Source organism: Streptomyces sp. NPDC008001, assembly GCF_042958085.1.
Classification (GTDB): domain Bacteria; phylum Actinomycetota; class Actinomycetes; order Streptomycetales; family Streptomycetaceae; genus Streptomyces.
Map to the genome: position 1 here is coordinate 154,348 of NZ_JBIBIZ010000011.1, position 13,909 is coordinate 168,256.

Sequence of the window (13,909 nt, forward strand, 5' to 3'; positions counted from 1 at the left end):
ACCTTGCGCGTGGGTTGTGGCTGGCGGGGAGCTGGCTGCTGCCGCGATGTGGTGCCTGCCGTCGTGGGCGCTTCGCTCAGCTCGCCACCGTCGTGGCTGAGCGGGCGACTGTCCCTGAGTGGGGGCTGGTGGGATGGGGCGGAGCTGGTGGGACAGCTGAGGTGCGCGGCGGGCAGTTAAGCCCCGTTATCCACCCGCATGAGGGCCAGACCGGTTGATAGTGGGGCTCAGAAGGGCGAACAAGCGGCCAGAGAGCAGTTGGGGCCCCGATATCCACCCCTACGACGCTCAGGCCGGTTGATTATCGTGCAGAGAAGGGCGAGCAGCCCGCCAGAGGGCAGTTGAGCCCCGATATCCACCGCCATGACCCTCCGGCCGGTGGATTTCGTGCCAAGAACAGCCCACCAGCCGCCAGCCCCCTCCCCTCCGCACCCACCTGCTCAGCCACAACGGTGGCGCGCCTAGCGAAGCGCCCACGACGGGCCCAGACACATCGCGGCAGCAGCCAGCTCCCCGCCAGCCACAACCCACGCGCAAGGTCTCCTCACGCACCCGCATCCGCGACGGCAGGAGTACGGCGGCCAACACCCCACCCACCCCAGGCAAAAGCAACCGAACCCAAGCCCCCCACCCCTCCCCCTGCTGCCAGCCTGTCTTGACCTCCACCACCTACGGAATGACCGCAGCGTTACGGAAACACATCAACACCCCACGGGACACGGCGCGCCCGGCGCCGCGCGGTTCGGCGAGCAGGTCACCAGGGCCAGCGACAGGAACAGCGGTCGGGCGAGGTAGAAGCCCAGTGACACGTCACCCCCACGGCGCAGGGTGTCCGCAGCGGAAGCGGCACGGTGAGCCAGCTGAGCGGCATCAGCCTCCTCTGCGGACAGGAAACGCGGGGCGAACAAGAAGAGTTGCCCGGCGAGCCAATCCGCAGCCTCCTCCGGCATCGCCCAAGAACCCCGCACGAGGTCCTCCCTCTTGCGAAGCCAGTGGGCCGTCTCCATCGGCGGCACCTCGCACTCCCCGAACGCCTCGGCCCCGGGTCGGCGTGCTCCCTCCCTGTCGAACACCGCCTTGTCGCCCACCCACAGATAACCGTGTACGTGCACCGGCCCTCCCGCCGCGCGAGAGGCGGCCCCGCCCGCGCGGGGCCGCCACCCAGCACCGCTAGGCCGAAAGCCCGAACCGGCGCGGATCGATACCGGCGGCATCCAATTCCGCCGTCGTAAACCTCAGCGGCTCCGCCGCCGGACGCTTACTGTCCCCCAGCGCCCAGATCCCCTCGCCGATCCGGGCAAGGGTGACGCACGACTCGCCGTCCGGGTGCGTATTGCCACCGCACGCCTTGACGAACCGGGCGCCTTCGAGAGGGATCGCGTACGGGTCGAGACGGTTGTTCATGGGGCACCTTCCTTTCTGAGGTGCGCCCATTTTCGGCCTGCATGCGAGGGGCGTTCTAGCTTCTTTCCCGTTCACGAAAGAACTCCTCCCGAATGCCTTCCACCAGGGATCGCATTTCGTGCCCGTAGAGCGCTGCGGCAGAAAACCGCTCAAATGTTTCGGAATGGAGACGTACGTCGCTCGGCTCGCGGGTCGTGAACTCCGCATGGAACGTCTCTACCAGGACCAGCCGGTCGTCGTGGAGGCTGAAGCACGTCATGGGAAAGTCCGGCATGTGGCGGTTCAGCGGCAGCACGCCGATGCGGACATTGGACAGGCGGGAGAGTGAGACCAGCCGGTCGAGCTGGACGGCCATGACGGACGGTTCACAGATCAGCCATCTCAGCACGTGTTCACAGATCAGGAACTGGAACGCTCGCGCCGGCTGGTACAGGGCGCGCTGCCGTTCCAGCCGCGCGGCCATCGTCCTTGCCCGGCTTTCCTCCGGCAGCGCAGGCGGGAGAGCGAAGACGGCTGCCATGTATTCCGGTGTCTGGAGCAGTCCTGGAACCAGCTGACCTTGAAACAATCGAAGGGTGGCCGTTCGGTCCTCGATGGCCTGGATGGTCCGCTGGTGCTTCCACGGTCCCATGCGGCGCAACAGCCGCCAGGCCGTCGCCTCCGTCGCCTCCATACGTGCGGCTTCCAAGAATTCGGCCTTGGCCTCCTCGGAAACGCCGAGCGCGGCGAGGATCAGCTCGACGTCTCGCAACGTAGGGCGGACGCGTCCGTTCTCGATCTTGGAGAGCTTTCCGGCAGACATGGAGGCCCTACGGGCCACGGCTTCACCGGTGCGGCCGGCTGCCGTTCTGACATCCCGTAGGGCCTTACCCAATTCGACATGGCTGCTCAGTTGCGCTGCTCCCAGTATTCAGCGAAAGGCACGGCATGGGCCTGTGCAATGTCTCGATACCGCAGGTATTCGCCGAGTCGCTCGTGCGGGAGCTTGTCCGCTCCAGTGAACCTGCCGGACGGCGTGTAGTGCATGCGGTAGACCTCGGCATCATCGAACAGCCAGAAGTCGTGGTCCGGCAGCCCATGGACATGCTGGTGGGACAGGTCGATGATCCCGATGTTCTCTCCGGCGGCGATATTTCCCGGGTACGCCGAGAGCTCGTAGCGGAGATAGTCGGTCAACGGAGACCGAAGAACATGCACCCGTGCGACCGCCTTCCCCCGGTCCGTCATGGACCGGACCCAGGGGTTGTCACTCCACTCGGGCGGCATGGGCTTGCCCGCCAGAAATGCCTCGAACTCTTCCCGCTCGTCGTCGACGTCGTACGCGCTCAGCGTCTCCAGCCGGAAGGCCGAGGACTCGAACGTGTCGAAGAGACGCCCGAACTCATCCCCGGCCAGCACCGAAGTAGCCCTCCAGAACGGCGGCGGGAACGAGAACAGCAGTCTCTCCCTCCGGCAGGTTGAGCTGGGCAAGCCGATCGGGGTCGGTGAGGATGTAGCCCTGCACCACGTAGTCCCCGGCGTCCTCCGTGCGCCACAGCGTCGGGCACGTTCCGTTCTTGCAGTCAGGGTCCCCCGACAGTTTTTGCAGCATCCCTGCCCCCTTCGTGGTCGGCGGTCCCGTCCGATGCTGCCCAGGACTGGCACGCAGGGCAAGAACCAGTCCTTTCCAATACGGGAAAGAGGGTGAAGCCGCGGTGCTTCGCCGATGCCGCGCCTCCAGACGGCTGCCTCCGGTGGCCCGGTGTGCCGGTGGGGCGATGGCTGGGGTCAAGGCAGGCGGGTCGGCAGAGGACAGTTGAGCCCCGTTGCCCGCCAGCATCTCGGCCCGGTCGGTTGATTTCCGTTCCCGTCCACCATCTGCAGGCGGCCGCCCAGCCACAATGGCGGCGCGTTGAGCGAAGCGCCCACGTCGGGCCCGGCCACATCGCGGCAGCAGCCAGCTCCCCCTCAGCCCACACCTATGCGCAAGGTCTCCTCACGCTCCCGCGGGCATGACGGCAGGAGTACGGCGGCCAACCGCCCACCTGCCCCAGGCAAAAGCCACCGGACCCGCACCCCCCACCCCTCCCCCTGCTGCCAGCCTGCCTTGACCCGCGCCCACCACTCGCCCTCATGTCGCCCACTGCCCGCCCTGGACCCCACGGATGAATGCCGTCCACGCCGCGGCAGGGGTGACGACAGCGGGGCCGTTCTGCTGTTTGGTGTCGCGTATGCCGACGTGGTCGGCGAGAACCGATACCGATACGCATGTGCCCCCGTTGTCCTGGTTGCTGTGCGAGGACTTGAACCAGTCTGACTCGTCGGCCACATCGAGGGACCTGAGGTAGGCGTTAATGGTCTTCGACCTCTCTTGTTAGTCGGTGCAGAAACTCAGCCGTTTGGGCCGGTGCCAGTGCCCCGTCGCGCATTGCGTCGAACCTTCGGTCGTACTTCCAGACCTCGCGCTTCCTGTCGGACACCGTTGTGCCTGCAGATCCTTCGTCCATGACGACGGGGTCGAGGCCGTAGCCGAACTCCAGGAGAACGAAGTTGGAGGTCGCCCGAAAGGTGCTGCGAGCCAGTGGGATGATCTGGACTGTCACATGATCGAGTGCCGCCATGCGCTCGATCTCCAGATACTGCTCGCGCATGATGTCCGGACTGCCGACCATCCGACGGAGGGCGGCCTCATCCAGAATGACGCGCAGTTCTACAGGGTCGTCACAGGTGAGGATGTTCTTGCGTGCCATGCGAAGCGCGACGGACTGGTCAACGAACTCACTTGTCCTCTCCTCTACGTGCTTCGCGCTCATAAACAGAGCGCGAGCGTAGTTCTCGGTTTGGAGGAGGCCGAAGACTACCTGTGAGTGCCAAGCACGCATTGTGTGAGCGTCGGCCTCCAGGCCCACGTACAACGTCGTGCCCGACGGCATGATGTTCTGGTAGGGCCTGTACCAGTCCTTGCTGAGCGAGTCGCGGTGGAGTGCAAGCAACTGATCTCGGTCGTCCGGATCGTTGACGCCGTAGAAATCGAGCAGGTCTTCCAGGTCGCGGACGCGTGGGAGCTGATTGTGTCCGGACTCGACCCTGTGGATCTTGGTGTGTGAGCTCTCGATGGCCTCGGCGGCATCCTTTGTGCTGTACCCCTTCCTCTCTCGGAGGCGGCGGAGCTCTTTGCCTAGCTCCCTCCGACGGAACGTCGGACCGCGTCGTGCTGCCACTTTGAGCCCTCCCGGTGCTGTACCCCGTGCCGCGCCCCTGTACCCCGAGGGCCCGCCCATGCTGGTTCGTGACAAGGCCGAGTTGCCCTTCGAGGTAGGTGTGTTGGCAGTCTTCCACCCCCTGTCCATTGGTGTGCAAGCCATGCCCAGGGCTAGGCATATGCCAATTCTTCTAAGAACTTTGGGAAAGCTTGTGAGTGAACGTTTCGCTGCGGGACCGTAGTTGAGCCGGTCCGGTACAGGTCGGCGCATCCCCCACCCGCTCGCATAGGAGCCGACCCATGCCTCCATTCCCCCGCACCGCCCACACCGGCGGAGGGCTCGCCTACACCCTCCCGCCGCCCGCGGCGACCGGCATCGACGCGACGATTCGCGACGCCGTCGCCATGGACCGCTGGCTCCCCGCGCCCACCCGCGTGAGCGCCATCGCAGACCGGCTCCGGGCCTACATCGGTGACGTGACCAAGGCGCTCGAAGGGGACAACCGCGAGGACGTTCTCGTCGCCGTGCGCGAGGCGCGGCACCGGGTCGGGCTGGGGACGGGTGACGGTTATACGTCCGCGATCACGTACACCCGGGGCCTCGGGCTCGCCGCTCAGGAGCTTCGCCGCTTCGAGCGGGGGACGGCATGAGGCAGGCCTGGCGGACCATCCGCACGTGGTGGTGCCTCTACGGGCAGTTCTCCTGGCCCGTACGCCTCCTTCTACCCGGCCGCCGCCGGGCCTGCGCAGCCGTCCGCGCGTACTGCGCGGACCCCGGCGTCCAGGACGAGTCCCTCCGCCGGCTCGCCCTGCGCATCACTGTGGTCCCGCTCGCCCACACCAGCGGCCCGCCGGCGCTCTCGTCCCCGCCGGGCTGCACCTGCGGCAGGGCCGCTTAACATTCGACGGAGAACAGGAGAACGAGCACAGCACCCGAGGAGCAATCGTGACCGACCTGGCGGCGTCCATATCCCTGCAGCAGGAGATCGCCCGGGAGCTCCAGGTGAGCGCCTCCTTCGACGCGCAGCAGGAGATCGAGCGCCGGGTGGCCTTCCTCGCTGATCAGCTGATGTCCTCGGGGCTGCGTTCGCTCGTGCTGGGCATCAGCGGCGGCGTGGACTCCACGACCGCCGGGCGGCTGTGCCAGCTCGCGGTCGAGCGGGTGCGCGCCGCCGGGCGCGAGGCGACGTTCTACGCGATGCGGCTGCCGTACGGGACCCAGGCCGACGAGAAGGACGCGCAGCTGGCGCTGGAGTTCATCCGGGCCGACCGGGTCCTGACCGTCGACGTGAAGCCCGCCAGTGACGCCGCGCTGGCCGCGGCTCTGGCCGGCGGGACGGTCTTCCGTGACGCGCACCACCAGGACTTCGTGCTCGGCAACATCAAGGCCCGGCAGCGCATGATCGCCCAGTACGCGGTGGCGGGCGCGCACGACGGGCTGGTCGTGGGCACCGACCACGCGGCCGAGGCGGTCTCCGGCTTCTTCACCAAGTTCGGCGACGGCGCCGCCGACGTGGTCCCGCTCACCGGCCTGACCAAGCGGCGCGTGCGGGGCGTCGCAGAGGCCCTGGGCGCACCGGCCGGGCTGGTCTGGAAGACCCCGACCGCCGACCTGGAGAACCTGGACCCGGGCAAGGCCGACGAGGACGCGCTCGGCGTCACCTACGACGACATCGACGACTTCCTGGAGGGCAAGCCGGTCGGGGAGGCCGCCCACGGGACCATCGTCCGCCGCTACCGGCTCACCGAGCACAAGCGGCAGCTGCCGATCGCCCCCTGAGCCCGGCCCTTGGGCCGTTTCCCGGCCCCGGGCCGTTTCCCAGCCCTTGGGCCGCTGACCGGCCCGGCCCGGCCGGTCAGCGCAGGTCCCTGCTGCGGACGTACCGCAGCCCGAACCCGTCCTCATACGGGTCGCCGTCCGAGCCGATCAGCCCCCATATGGGCTGCATCGGCAGCCAGGTCAGACCCAGCAGCCAGCGTCCCACGGTCTGCCAGAAGCGCGGCCGCCCGCCGTCGGCCTCGCGCACCACGCGCGTCATGAGCAGGAACTTGCCCACGGTCGTCCGGAAGATCACGGGCCCCAGCACGTGATGGACGAACGACACCCCGAACAGGCACCCGGCCACACAGGCCCAGAAGACCCCGACGGGCTTGTCCTCCGCGAGCCGGAGGCCGAGCGCGAGACCGGCGACGACCGTGATGGTCCCGTCGATCGCGGCGGAGAGCATCCGGCGCTCGTCACCGACCGCCTCGGGCACGGCGGGACGCTGCGGGTAGGAGGGCGGATAGGGAGACGGGTAGGGAGAGGCCTGCTGCTGGCCGTACGGATGCGGAGGGCCCGAGGCGTACGGCCCGGTCGGGTACTGCTGAGGCTGCTGGGGCTGGTGCTGACGCTGATGCTGGTAGTCGATCACGGGCGCACATCCTGCCCCACCCATGTGACGACTGCTTCTCAGCTCGGTCATGAGACGGGCGTTTCTCCTCAGCCCTTCACCTCCTCACCCCTTCACCTCCTCTCCCAGAAACACCGGGTTCGTCATCGCCACCATCGGCCCCGGCACCCCGGACGCCCCTCCGTCCGCGGCCGGGCGCCGCACCTCCGCCCGTACGTAGGCCGCTTGCGAGGGCGTCGTCCGCCACTCGACCGCTCCGGCCTTCGCCAGCGGTGTCGTGAAGAGCCGCCCCTGATCCGTCACGAACGACGCCGTGCAGCCCTCCGGCACCCCCGACACCTCCAGCCGCACCGTCACCTCCGCACCGGACGCCACCCGCAGCCGCTCGCCGATCCCCGCGTGTGCGCCGCGCCCGCCGCCGACCGCGCCGAACGACAGCCGCACGGACGACGATTCCGCGATCCAGCTGCGGCCCGCCCGGATCCCCGCCTGCAGCGCCTGCCGAGACAGGCCGTCGGCCAGGACCACCGTCTGGGGCAGGCCGACCACCTGCGGTTCGCGGTGGGCGTCGCTGTTGCCCATGGCGGGCAGCCACCGGCCACCGTCCCGCACCGACGAGACCAGCATCGCGTCCCACGCGGCGATCGCCATCTCGTCGTCCGGCGTGTAGGGGCCGTTCCACACCTCCACCGCGTCCGCGTCCTCGAAGCCGAACTTCCAGTTGCAGCCCACGCAGGTCGCGTACGGGTGGGCCGGGACGACGAGGCCGCCCGCCCGGTGGATCGCGCGGGCGAAGCGCGGGAAGGCGTGGTCACGGGCGCGGTAGCGCCAGTCGACGAAGACGCCGGGGTCCGTGCCGAGGGCGACGACGTGGCCGTTGCGGGTGGTGACCTCCTCGCCCGTGAGGATCAGCAGGTCGTCGCCCCACAGGCCCTCCCACGCCCCGTGCGCGGAGGTTGTGTTGTGCTCGGTGGTGGTGATCCAGTCGAGCCCGGCGGCCCGCGCCGCGGCGGCGATCTCGGCGGGCGTGCGCTTGCCGTCGGAGTAGATGCTGTGCAGGTGGTTGTCGCCGCGGTACCAGGCGCGGCCGCGGCCCCGGGCGTGCTGCGGCGGGTACACGGGACGCGGCGTGGCGCCCGCCTCCCCGTACCGCAGCGTGACGGTCACCTCGTAGGCGAGGCCCTGCGGCGCGACGGTGTACGGGCCGAGGACGACGTGCCAGGTGCCGGGCCGCACGGGGCCGGGCAGATAGCCGGGCGTGGCCCGGCCGGCGCTGATCGCGAACTCGGTCCGCGCACCCCCGGACCAGCCGCGGAAGCCCGCGCCGCCCAGCCCCGTACCGCGCTCGTCGAAGATGCCGATGTCGCACGCGTTGCCCTGGGTGCCGTCGGGCACGGCCGGTCTGTCGTACGTGTACGAGACCGCGATCTCGCGCACGCCGGACGGCACTTCCACGGGCAGGTACACGTAGTCGGGCGCTCCGGCCGGCAGCCGCCCGGAGACCCTGCGGGTCTCCTCCCGCCCGGCCCGGCCGTCCGCCGGTCCCTCCGCGTTCGCGAACGTCACGGTATCGAGGGTAAGCACGCCCGCCGCCCCCGCGGCGGCCGTCGTCATCCTGAGCAGATCGCGTCGGTGCATCCGTCTCATAGCGTCCTCCCGCGGAAGGGGCCCGGCTGTCCTCTGCGGGGCCTCCGGCCGGCCCCAGCTGGCCCCGGCTGCCCCCCCGGCCGTATTCCTGCTCTCCCTGGCTGTCCCTGACTGTCCTCCGGGGGCACTGTTGTACGCCCCGGTGGCGCGCAGGGGTACGGGGACGCCCGCGATTGCGACATTCGCGTGTCCGCTCCGCCCCGCCGAGGGCCCGCCGGGCCCGTTTGGGCTTACGGTGAGCCCCATTCCGGGGAGGTCGTCCCCGGCCAGGTCATCAGGAACCAGGACGCCAAGGAGGTGCCGCCGCATGCGGATCGCAACCACGGTCTTCCTCACCGACGAGACGATCAGCCCGGTCCGGCTCGCGAGCGAGCTGGAGCAGCGGGGCTTCGCCGGGCTGTACCTGCCGCAGCACACGCACATCCCGGTCAGCCGGGAGACGCCGGCGCCGACGGGCGACCCGCTGCCGCGCGAGTACGGGCGCGCCCTCGATCCGCTCGTGGCGCTGGGGCAGGCCGCGGCCGTGACCGAGCGGATCGAGCTCGGCACGGGCGTCCTGCTGGTCGCCCAGCACGACCCGGTCGTGCTCGCCAAGCAGATCGCGACGCTCGACTTCGTCAGCGGCGGGCGCTTCACTCTGGGCATCGGATACGGCTGGAACGTGGAGGAGGCCGCCGACCACGGCGTCGAGTGGAAGACCCGGCGCGCCCTGGTCCGCGACCGGATGGCGCTGATGCGGGCGCTGTGGGCCGAGGAACCGACCGGCTATCGCGGCGAGTTCGACTCGGTCGGCGCGAGCTTCGCGCACCCGAAGCCGCTGCGGACGCCGCGGCTGCGCGGCGCCGACGTGCCGCACCTCGTCGGCCCGCGCACCCTGATCGGGGGAGGCGCCGGGCCGAAGCTGTTCGCGCACGTCGCGGAGTACGCGGACGGCTGGATGCCCGTCGGCGGCAGCGGCCTGAAGGAGACGATCCCGCAGTTGCGCCGGGCCTGGCAGGAGGCCGGGCGGCCGGGCGAGCCGCAGGTCGTGCCGTACGCGGTGCACCCCTCGGCGGGGAAGCTCGCCTACTTCGCCGACCTGGGGCTGGAAGAGGTCGTGGTGGGGCTGCCGTCGGCGGAGGAGACGGAGATCCTGCGGGCGCTGGACGCGCACGCGGACTTCCTCTGAGCGCCGCGCGGGCGTGGGCGGTGGAGGGCACGGCCCGGTCATCACACGTCCCCCCCCCCCGCGAGCCGGCCGGCCCCGTAACCCGCCGCCATGACCGGGTGTCATACGGAGGCAACCTCCGTCTCACGTGACGATCCGCACACGAGTCGTTGCCCGCCCTCCTCCGGACGGACCGTCACCCGCTCGTATGCTCGGACAATGACTTCCACCCCGCCGCCCCCGCAGGGACCCGCACCGACCGCCAACGCCATGCGGCGCGCGCTCAAACGCGCACGGGACGGTGTGGCCCTGGACGTCGCCGAGGCCGCCGTCCTCCTCCGGGCCCGCGGCGCGGACCTGGACGACCTGTGCGCGTCCGCCGCCCGGGTGCGGGACGCGGGACTGGAGGCCGCCGGGCGCCCCGGCGTCATCACCTACTCGAAGAGCGTCTTCATCCCCCTCACCCGCCTCTGCCGGGACAAGTGCCACTACTGCACCTTCGCCACCGTCCCCGGCAAGCTGCGCCGCGCCGGCGAGGGCATGTTCATGTCCCCGGACGAGGTCCTGGCCATCGCCCGCCGCGGCGCCGAGCTCGGCTGCAAGGAAGCCCTGATCACCCTCGGCGACAAGCCCGAGGACCGCTGGCCCGAGGCCCGCGAGTGGCTGGACGCGCACGGCTACGACGACACCATCGCGTACGTGCGCGCCATCTCCATCCGCATCCTGGAGGAGACGGGGCTGCTGCCCCACCTCAACCCCGGCGTCATGACGTGGACGGACTTCCAGCGCCTCAAGCCGGTGTCGCCGTCGATGGGCCTGATGCTGGAGACCACGGCCCGGCGGCTGTGGAGCGAGCCGGGCATGCCGCACCACGGCTCGCCCGACAAGGAGCCCGCCGTCCGCCTGCGCCACCTGGAGGACGCGGGCCGCAGCTCCGTGCCCCTCACCAGCGGGCTGCTGATCGGTATCGGGGAGACGCCCGAGGAGCGCGCCGAGTCGCTGTTCGCGCTGCGCCGCGTCGCCCGCGCCTACCACGGCATCCAGGAACTGATCATCCAGAACTTCCGCGCCAAGTCGGACACGGCCATGCGCCGCATGCCGGACGCCACCCTGGACGACCTGGTCGCCACCGTCGCCGTCGCCCGGCTCATCATGGGCCCCTCCGGCTGCCTCCAGGCTCCGCCCAACCTGGTGGCCGGTGAGTTCGCGCGCCTCATCGGCGCCGGCATCGACGACTGGGGCGGCGTCTCGCCCGTCACTCCCGACCACGTCAACCCCGAGCGCCCCTGGCCGCAGATCGAGGAGCTCGCCGAGCGCTCGGCGGCCGCCGGCTTCCGGCTCCGGGAACGCCTCGCCGTCTACCCGGAGTTCGTCCAGCGCGGCGAGCCCTGGCTGGACCCGCGCATCCTGCCGCACGTCCGCGCGCTGGCCGACCCCGAGACGGGCCTGGCCGACGAGAACGCGGAGGTCAAGGGCATCCCCTGGCAGGAGCCCGAGGACGTCTTCGTCCCCTCCGGCCGCACCGAGCTGCACCACACCATCGACACCGAGGGCCGCACCGCCGACCGGCGCGACGACTTCGACGAGGTCTACGGCGACTGGGAGGCGCTGCGCGAGGCCGCCGCGCCCGGCATGGTGCCCGAGCGGATCGACGGCGACGTGCGGGAGGCGCTGCGGCAGGCCGCCGACGACCCCACCCGGCTCACCGACGACCAGGCGCTCGCCCTGCTGCACGCCGACGGGCCGGCCCTGGACGCCCTCTGCCGCGTCGCCGACGACCTGCGCCGCTCGGTCGTGGGCGACGACGTCACCTACATCGTCACCCGCAACATCAACTTCACCAACGTCTGTTACACCGGCTGCCGCTTCTGCGCCTTCGCCCAGCGGCGCACCGACGCCGACGCGTACACCCTCTCCCTCGACCAGGTCGCCGACCGGGCCGCCCAGGCGTGGGACGTCGGCGCGGTCGAGGTGTGCATGCAGGGCGGCATCCACCCCGACCTGCCGGGCACGGCCTACTTCGACATCGCGCGGGCGGTGAAGGAGCGGGTGCCGGGCATGCACGTGCACGCCTTCTCCCCGATGGAGGTCGTCAACGGCGCGACCCGGACGGGCCTGTCCGTACGGGAGTGGCTGACCGCGGCCAAGGAGGCCGGACTGGACACCATCCCCGGCACGGCGGCGGAGATCCTGGACGACGAGGTCCGCTGGGTCCTCACCAAGGGCAAGCTGCCCGCCGCCACCTGGATCGAGGTCGTGAAGACCGCGCACGAGGCCGGGATCCGCTCCTCGTCCACCATGATGTACGGGCACGTGGACCAGCCGCGGCACTGGCTCGGGCACTTCCGGCGGCTCGTCGAGATCCAGCGGGAGACGGGCGGGTTCACGGAGTTCGTGACCCTCCCCTTCATCCACACGAATGCGCCCGTGTACCTCGCCGGCATCTCCCGGCCCGGTCCGACCATGCGGGACAACCGCGCGGTCACGGCCATGGCCCGGCTGCTGCTGCACCCGCACATCACCAACATCCAGACGAGCTGGGTCAAACTGGGCGCGGAGGGTGCGGCGGAGATGCTGCGCTCCGGCGCGAACGACCTGGGCGGGACGCTGATGGAAGAGACCATCTCCCGCATGGCGGGCTCCTCGTACGGCTCGTACCGCTCGATCCGCGACCTGGCCGCCATCGCGGAGGCGGCCGGGCGGCCGTCGCGGATGCGGACGACGCTGTACGGGGAGGTGCCGGCGGAACGGCGGGAGGCGGCGCTGGCTTCGGACGGGCACCTGCCGGAGCTGCTTCCGGTCCTGGACGACTAGGCGACTAGGCCATCGGACGGCTGGACGGCCGGTCTCGGGACGTTCCCGGATGTTGCGGACCTGTTGAGATGCCTCGACAGGTCCGCAACGGTGCGCCGTCTAGGGTGGCCCGCATGTCTTGGCCTCAGAATCCTCAGCAGCCCCACCAGCCGCCGCAGCCGCATCCGCCCCAGCCCCCGCAGGGCACCCCGCAGGGCGGCGCGCCGTGGGGTGGGCCGGAGGCCACTGCCGTCGACCAGCCGGCCGTCGCCCCGCCGAACGGCGGGGTCCACGCGGCGCCCACCGCCTTCGCGCAGCCCGCGGTGACGCCGCCGCATCCGCAGCAGGCCGCGCCGAACGGCGGCGCGCACGCCCAGCCGACGGTCTTCGCCCAGCCCGCGGTCCAGCCGCCGCACCCGCAGCAGGCCGCCGGCGGGCCGCCCCCGCCGCCGGGCGGCTGGACGGCTCCGGCGCCGGCTCCGGCGCCCGCCCCGGGAGCCCCGTCCGGCAACGGCGGCGGAACGAACAAGACGATGCTCGCCGTCATCGGCGGTGTCGTGGCCCTCGCCGTCATCGGCGGCGGCGCGTTCTTCCTCCTCAAGGGCGGCGACGGCGACAAGAAGGACACCAAGGCCGGCGGCACCTCGCAGGCCTCGGGCGCCCCCGCGGCGGGCGACCAGCAGAAGCCCGCCCCGGACGCGGGCGGCAACAGCGCGGCCCCGTCCGACGGCGGCCCGCCGGCCGTGCCCGCCGGCTGGCAGACGCAGACCAGCAAGGAGCACAAGCTCCAGTACTCCGTGCCCGGCGCGGGGGAGAAGTGGAAGGTCTTCCCGCAGGACACGATGCTGGCGTACACCGACGCGTCCGGTAAGCCGCAGATCACGATGCGCGACACGGCCAACTTCAGCGAGGGCGGCTGCGCTTCGTCCGCCAACCCCAACGCCATCGGCGAGGCCGGCAAGGGCCAGCTCGCGACCGTCGGCACGGCGGGCGGCGACAAGTCCCTGAGCATCCAGGAGAACGCCCGCAACTGGGCGGGCAACTGGGGCGTCTACGCGTACGGCGGTCTGGGCAACAAGCCCAAGATCGAGGTCAGCCAGGCCGCGCCCTGGAAGCAGAACGGCATCGAGGGCTGGACCGCCACCGCCAAGGTGCAGGTCCTCAACCGCCCGAGCCCGTGCGTGCCGCCCACGGCCCTCGTCAAGAGCATCGTCTGGAAGCTTCCCAGCGGGGACTTCAGCAGCTGGATCATGTACGCCGACCAGGGCGTCTCCGGCGCGCTGCCGGAGTCGCGGATCGACGAGATCATGAAGACGGTCCGCCCGCTCAAGGGCTGAGACCGCT

General features: G+C 70.7%; 15 protein-coding genes. 6 read left to right on the top strand and 9 right to left on the bottom strand.

What is annotated here, in order from left to right; translation table 11 throughout:
- Positions 1 to 701 precede the first annotated feature (701 nt).
- From ACFZCD_RS28950 to ACFZCD_RS28980, 7 genes are all read right to left on the bottom strand, one after another.
- Positions 702 to 1,112: a hypothetical protein gene (locus ACFZCD_RS28950; protein ID WP_391835892.1), complete on the bottom strand. Its 411-nt coding sequence runs from the start codon at positions 1,110 to 1,112 to the stop codon at positions 702 to 704.
- Between the two features lie 58 nt (positions 1,113 to 1,170).
- On the bottom strand, positions 1,171 to 1,404 hold the full coding sequence (locus ACFZCD_RS28955; protein ID WP_391835894.1) for a DUF397 domain-containing protein: 234 nt from the start codon (positions 1,402 to 1,404) through the stop codon (positions 1,171 to 1,173).
- A gap of 55 nt (positions 1,405 to 1,459) precedes the next feature.
- The gene (locus tag ACFZCD_RS28960; RefSeq protein WP_391835896.1) at positions 1,460 to 2,278 is read right to left on the bottom strand and encodes a helix-turn-helix domain-containing protein; all 819 of its coding nucleotides are present in this window, start codon (positions 2,276 to 2,278) and stop codon (positions 1,460 to 1,462) included.
- Positions 2,279 to 2,292: 14 nt separating this feature from the next.
- The gene (locus tag ACFZCD_RS28965) at positions 2,293 to 2,802 is read right to left on the bottom strand and encodes a DUF6879 family protein (RefSeq protein WP_391835898.1); all 510 of its coding nucleotides are present in this window, start codon (positions 2,800 to 2,802) and stop codon (positions 2,293 to 2,295) included.
- Positions 2,786 to 2,995: a hypothetical protein gene (locus tag ACFZCD_RS28970; protein WP_391835900.1), complete on the bottom strand. Its 210-nt coding sequence runs from the start codon at positions 2,993 to 2,995 to the stop codon at positions 2,786 to 2,788. Before ACFZCD_RS28970 ends, ACFZCD_RS28965 begins: the two co-directional genes overlap by 17 nt.
- 519 nt (positions 2,996 to 3,514) lie before the next feature.
- Positions 3,515 to 3,712, bottom strand: coding sequence for a DUF397 domain-containing protein (locus ACFZCD_RS28975; protein ID WP_391835902.1), 198 nt, complete (start codon positions 3,710 to 3,712; stop codon positions 3,515 to 3,517).
- 22 nt (positions 3,713 to 3,734) lie between these two features.
- Entirely contained in the window at positions 3,735 to 4,604 is an 870-nt protein-coding gene (locus tag ACFZCD_RS28980; RefSeq protein ID WP_391835904.1) for a helix-turn-helix domain-containing protein, read from the bottom strand.
- 281 nt (positions 4,605 to 4,885) lie between these two features.
- On the opposite strand from ACFZCD_RS28980, the gene ACFZCD_RS28985 reads away from it, so the two are divergent.
- From ACFZCD_RS28985 to nadE, 3 genes are read left to right on the top strand one after another with little or no spacing between them, the layout of a single operon-like run.
- Entirely contained in the window at positions 4,886 to 5,236 is a 351-nt protein-coding gene (locus ACFZCD_RS28985; protein ID WP_391835906.1) for a DUF6415 family natural product biosynthesis protein, read from the top strand.
- Positions 5,233 to 5,484: a hypothetical protein gene (locus ACFZCD_RS28990; protein ID WP_391835908.1), complete on the top strand. Its 252-nt coding sequence runs from the start codon at positions 5,233 to 5,235 to the stop codon at positions 5,482 to 5,484. Before ACFZCD_RS28985 ends, ACFZCD_RS28990 begins: the two co-directional genes overlap by 4 nt.
- 47 nt (positions 5,485 to 5,531) lie before the next feature.
- Positions 5,532 to 6,365: an ammonia-dependent NAD(+) synthetase gene (nadE, locus tag ACFZCD_RS28995; RefSeq protein WP_391835910.1), complete on the top strand. Its 834-nt coding sequence runs from the start codon at positions 5,532 to 5,534 to the stop codon at positions 6,363 to 6,365.
- Positions 6,366 to 6,441: 76 nt separating this feature from the next.
- Here nadE and ACFZCD_RS29000 read toward each other — a convergent pair whose 3' ends face one another.
- Complete coding sequence (locus tag ACFZCD_RS29000) at positions 6,442 to 6,999, bottom strand: RDD family protein (RefSeq protein WP_391835912.1); 558 nt, start codon at positions 6,997 to 6,999, stop codon at positions 6,442 to 6,444.
- 84 nt (positions 7,000 to 7,083) lie between these two features.
- Positions 7,084 to 8,616: a CehA/McbA family metallohydrolase gene (locus ACFZCD_RS29005; RefSeq protein WP_391835914.1), complete on the bottom strand. Its 1,533-nt coding sequence runs from the start codon at positions 8,614 to 8,616 to the stop codon at positions 7,084 to 7,086.
- Positions 8,617 to 8,932: 316 nt separating this feature from the next.
- On the opposite strand from ACFZCD_RS29005, the gene ACFZCD_RS29010 reads away from it, so the two are divergent.
- The 3 genes from ACFZCD_RS29010 to ACFZCD_RS29020 all read left to right on the top strand — a co-directional run bounded on the left by ACFZCD_RS29010 (position 8,933) and on the right by ACFZCD_RS29020 (position 13,902).
- Entirely contained in the window at positions 8,933 to 9,793 is an 861-nt protein-coding gene (locus tag ACFZCD_RS29010) for a TIGR03619 family F420-dependent LLM class oxidoreductase (protein WP_391835916.1), read from the top strand.
- A 198-nt stretch (positions 9,794 to 9,991) separates the two neighbouring features.
- Positions 9,992 to 12,586, top strand: coding sequence for a bifunctional FO biosynthesis protein CofGH (locus ACFZCD_RS29015; protein WP_391835918.1), 2,595 nt, complete (start codon positions 9,992 to 9,994; stop codon positions 12,584 to 12,586).
- 113 nt (positions 12,587 to 12,699) lie between these two features.
- Entirely contained in the window at positions 12,700 to 13,902 is a 1,203-nt protein-coding gene (locus ACFZCD_RS29020; protein WP_391835920.1) for a hypothetical protein, read from the top strand.
- The last annotated feature ends 7 nt before the right edge of the window (positions 13,903 to 13,909 follow it).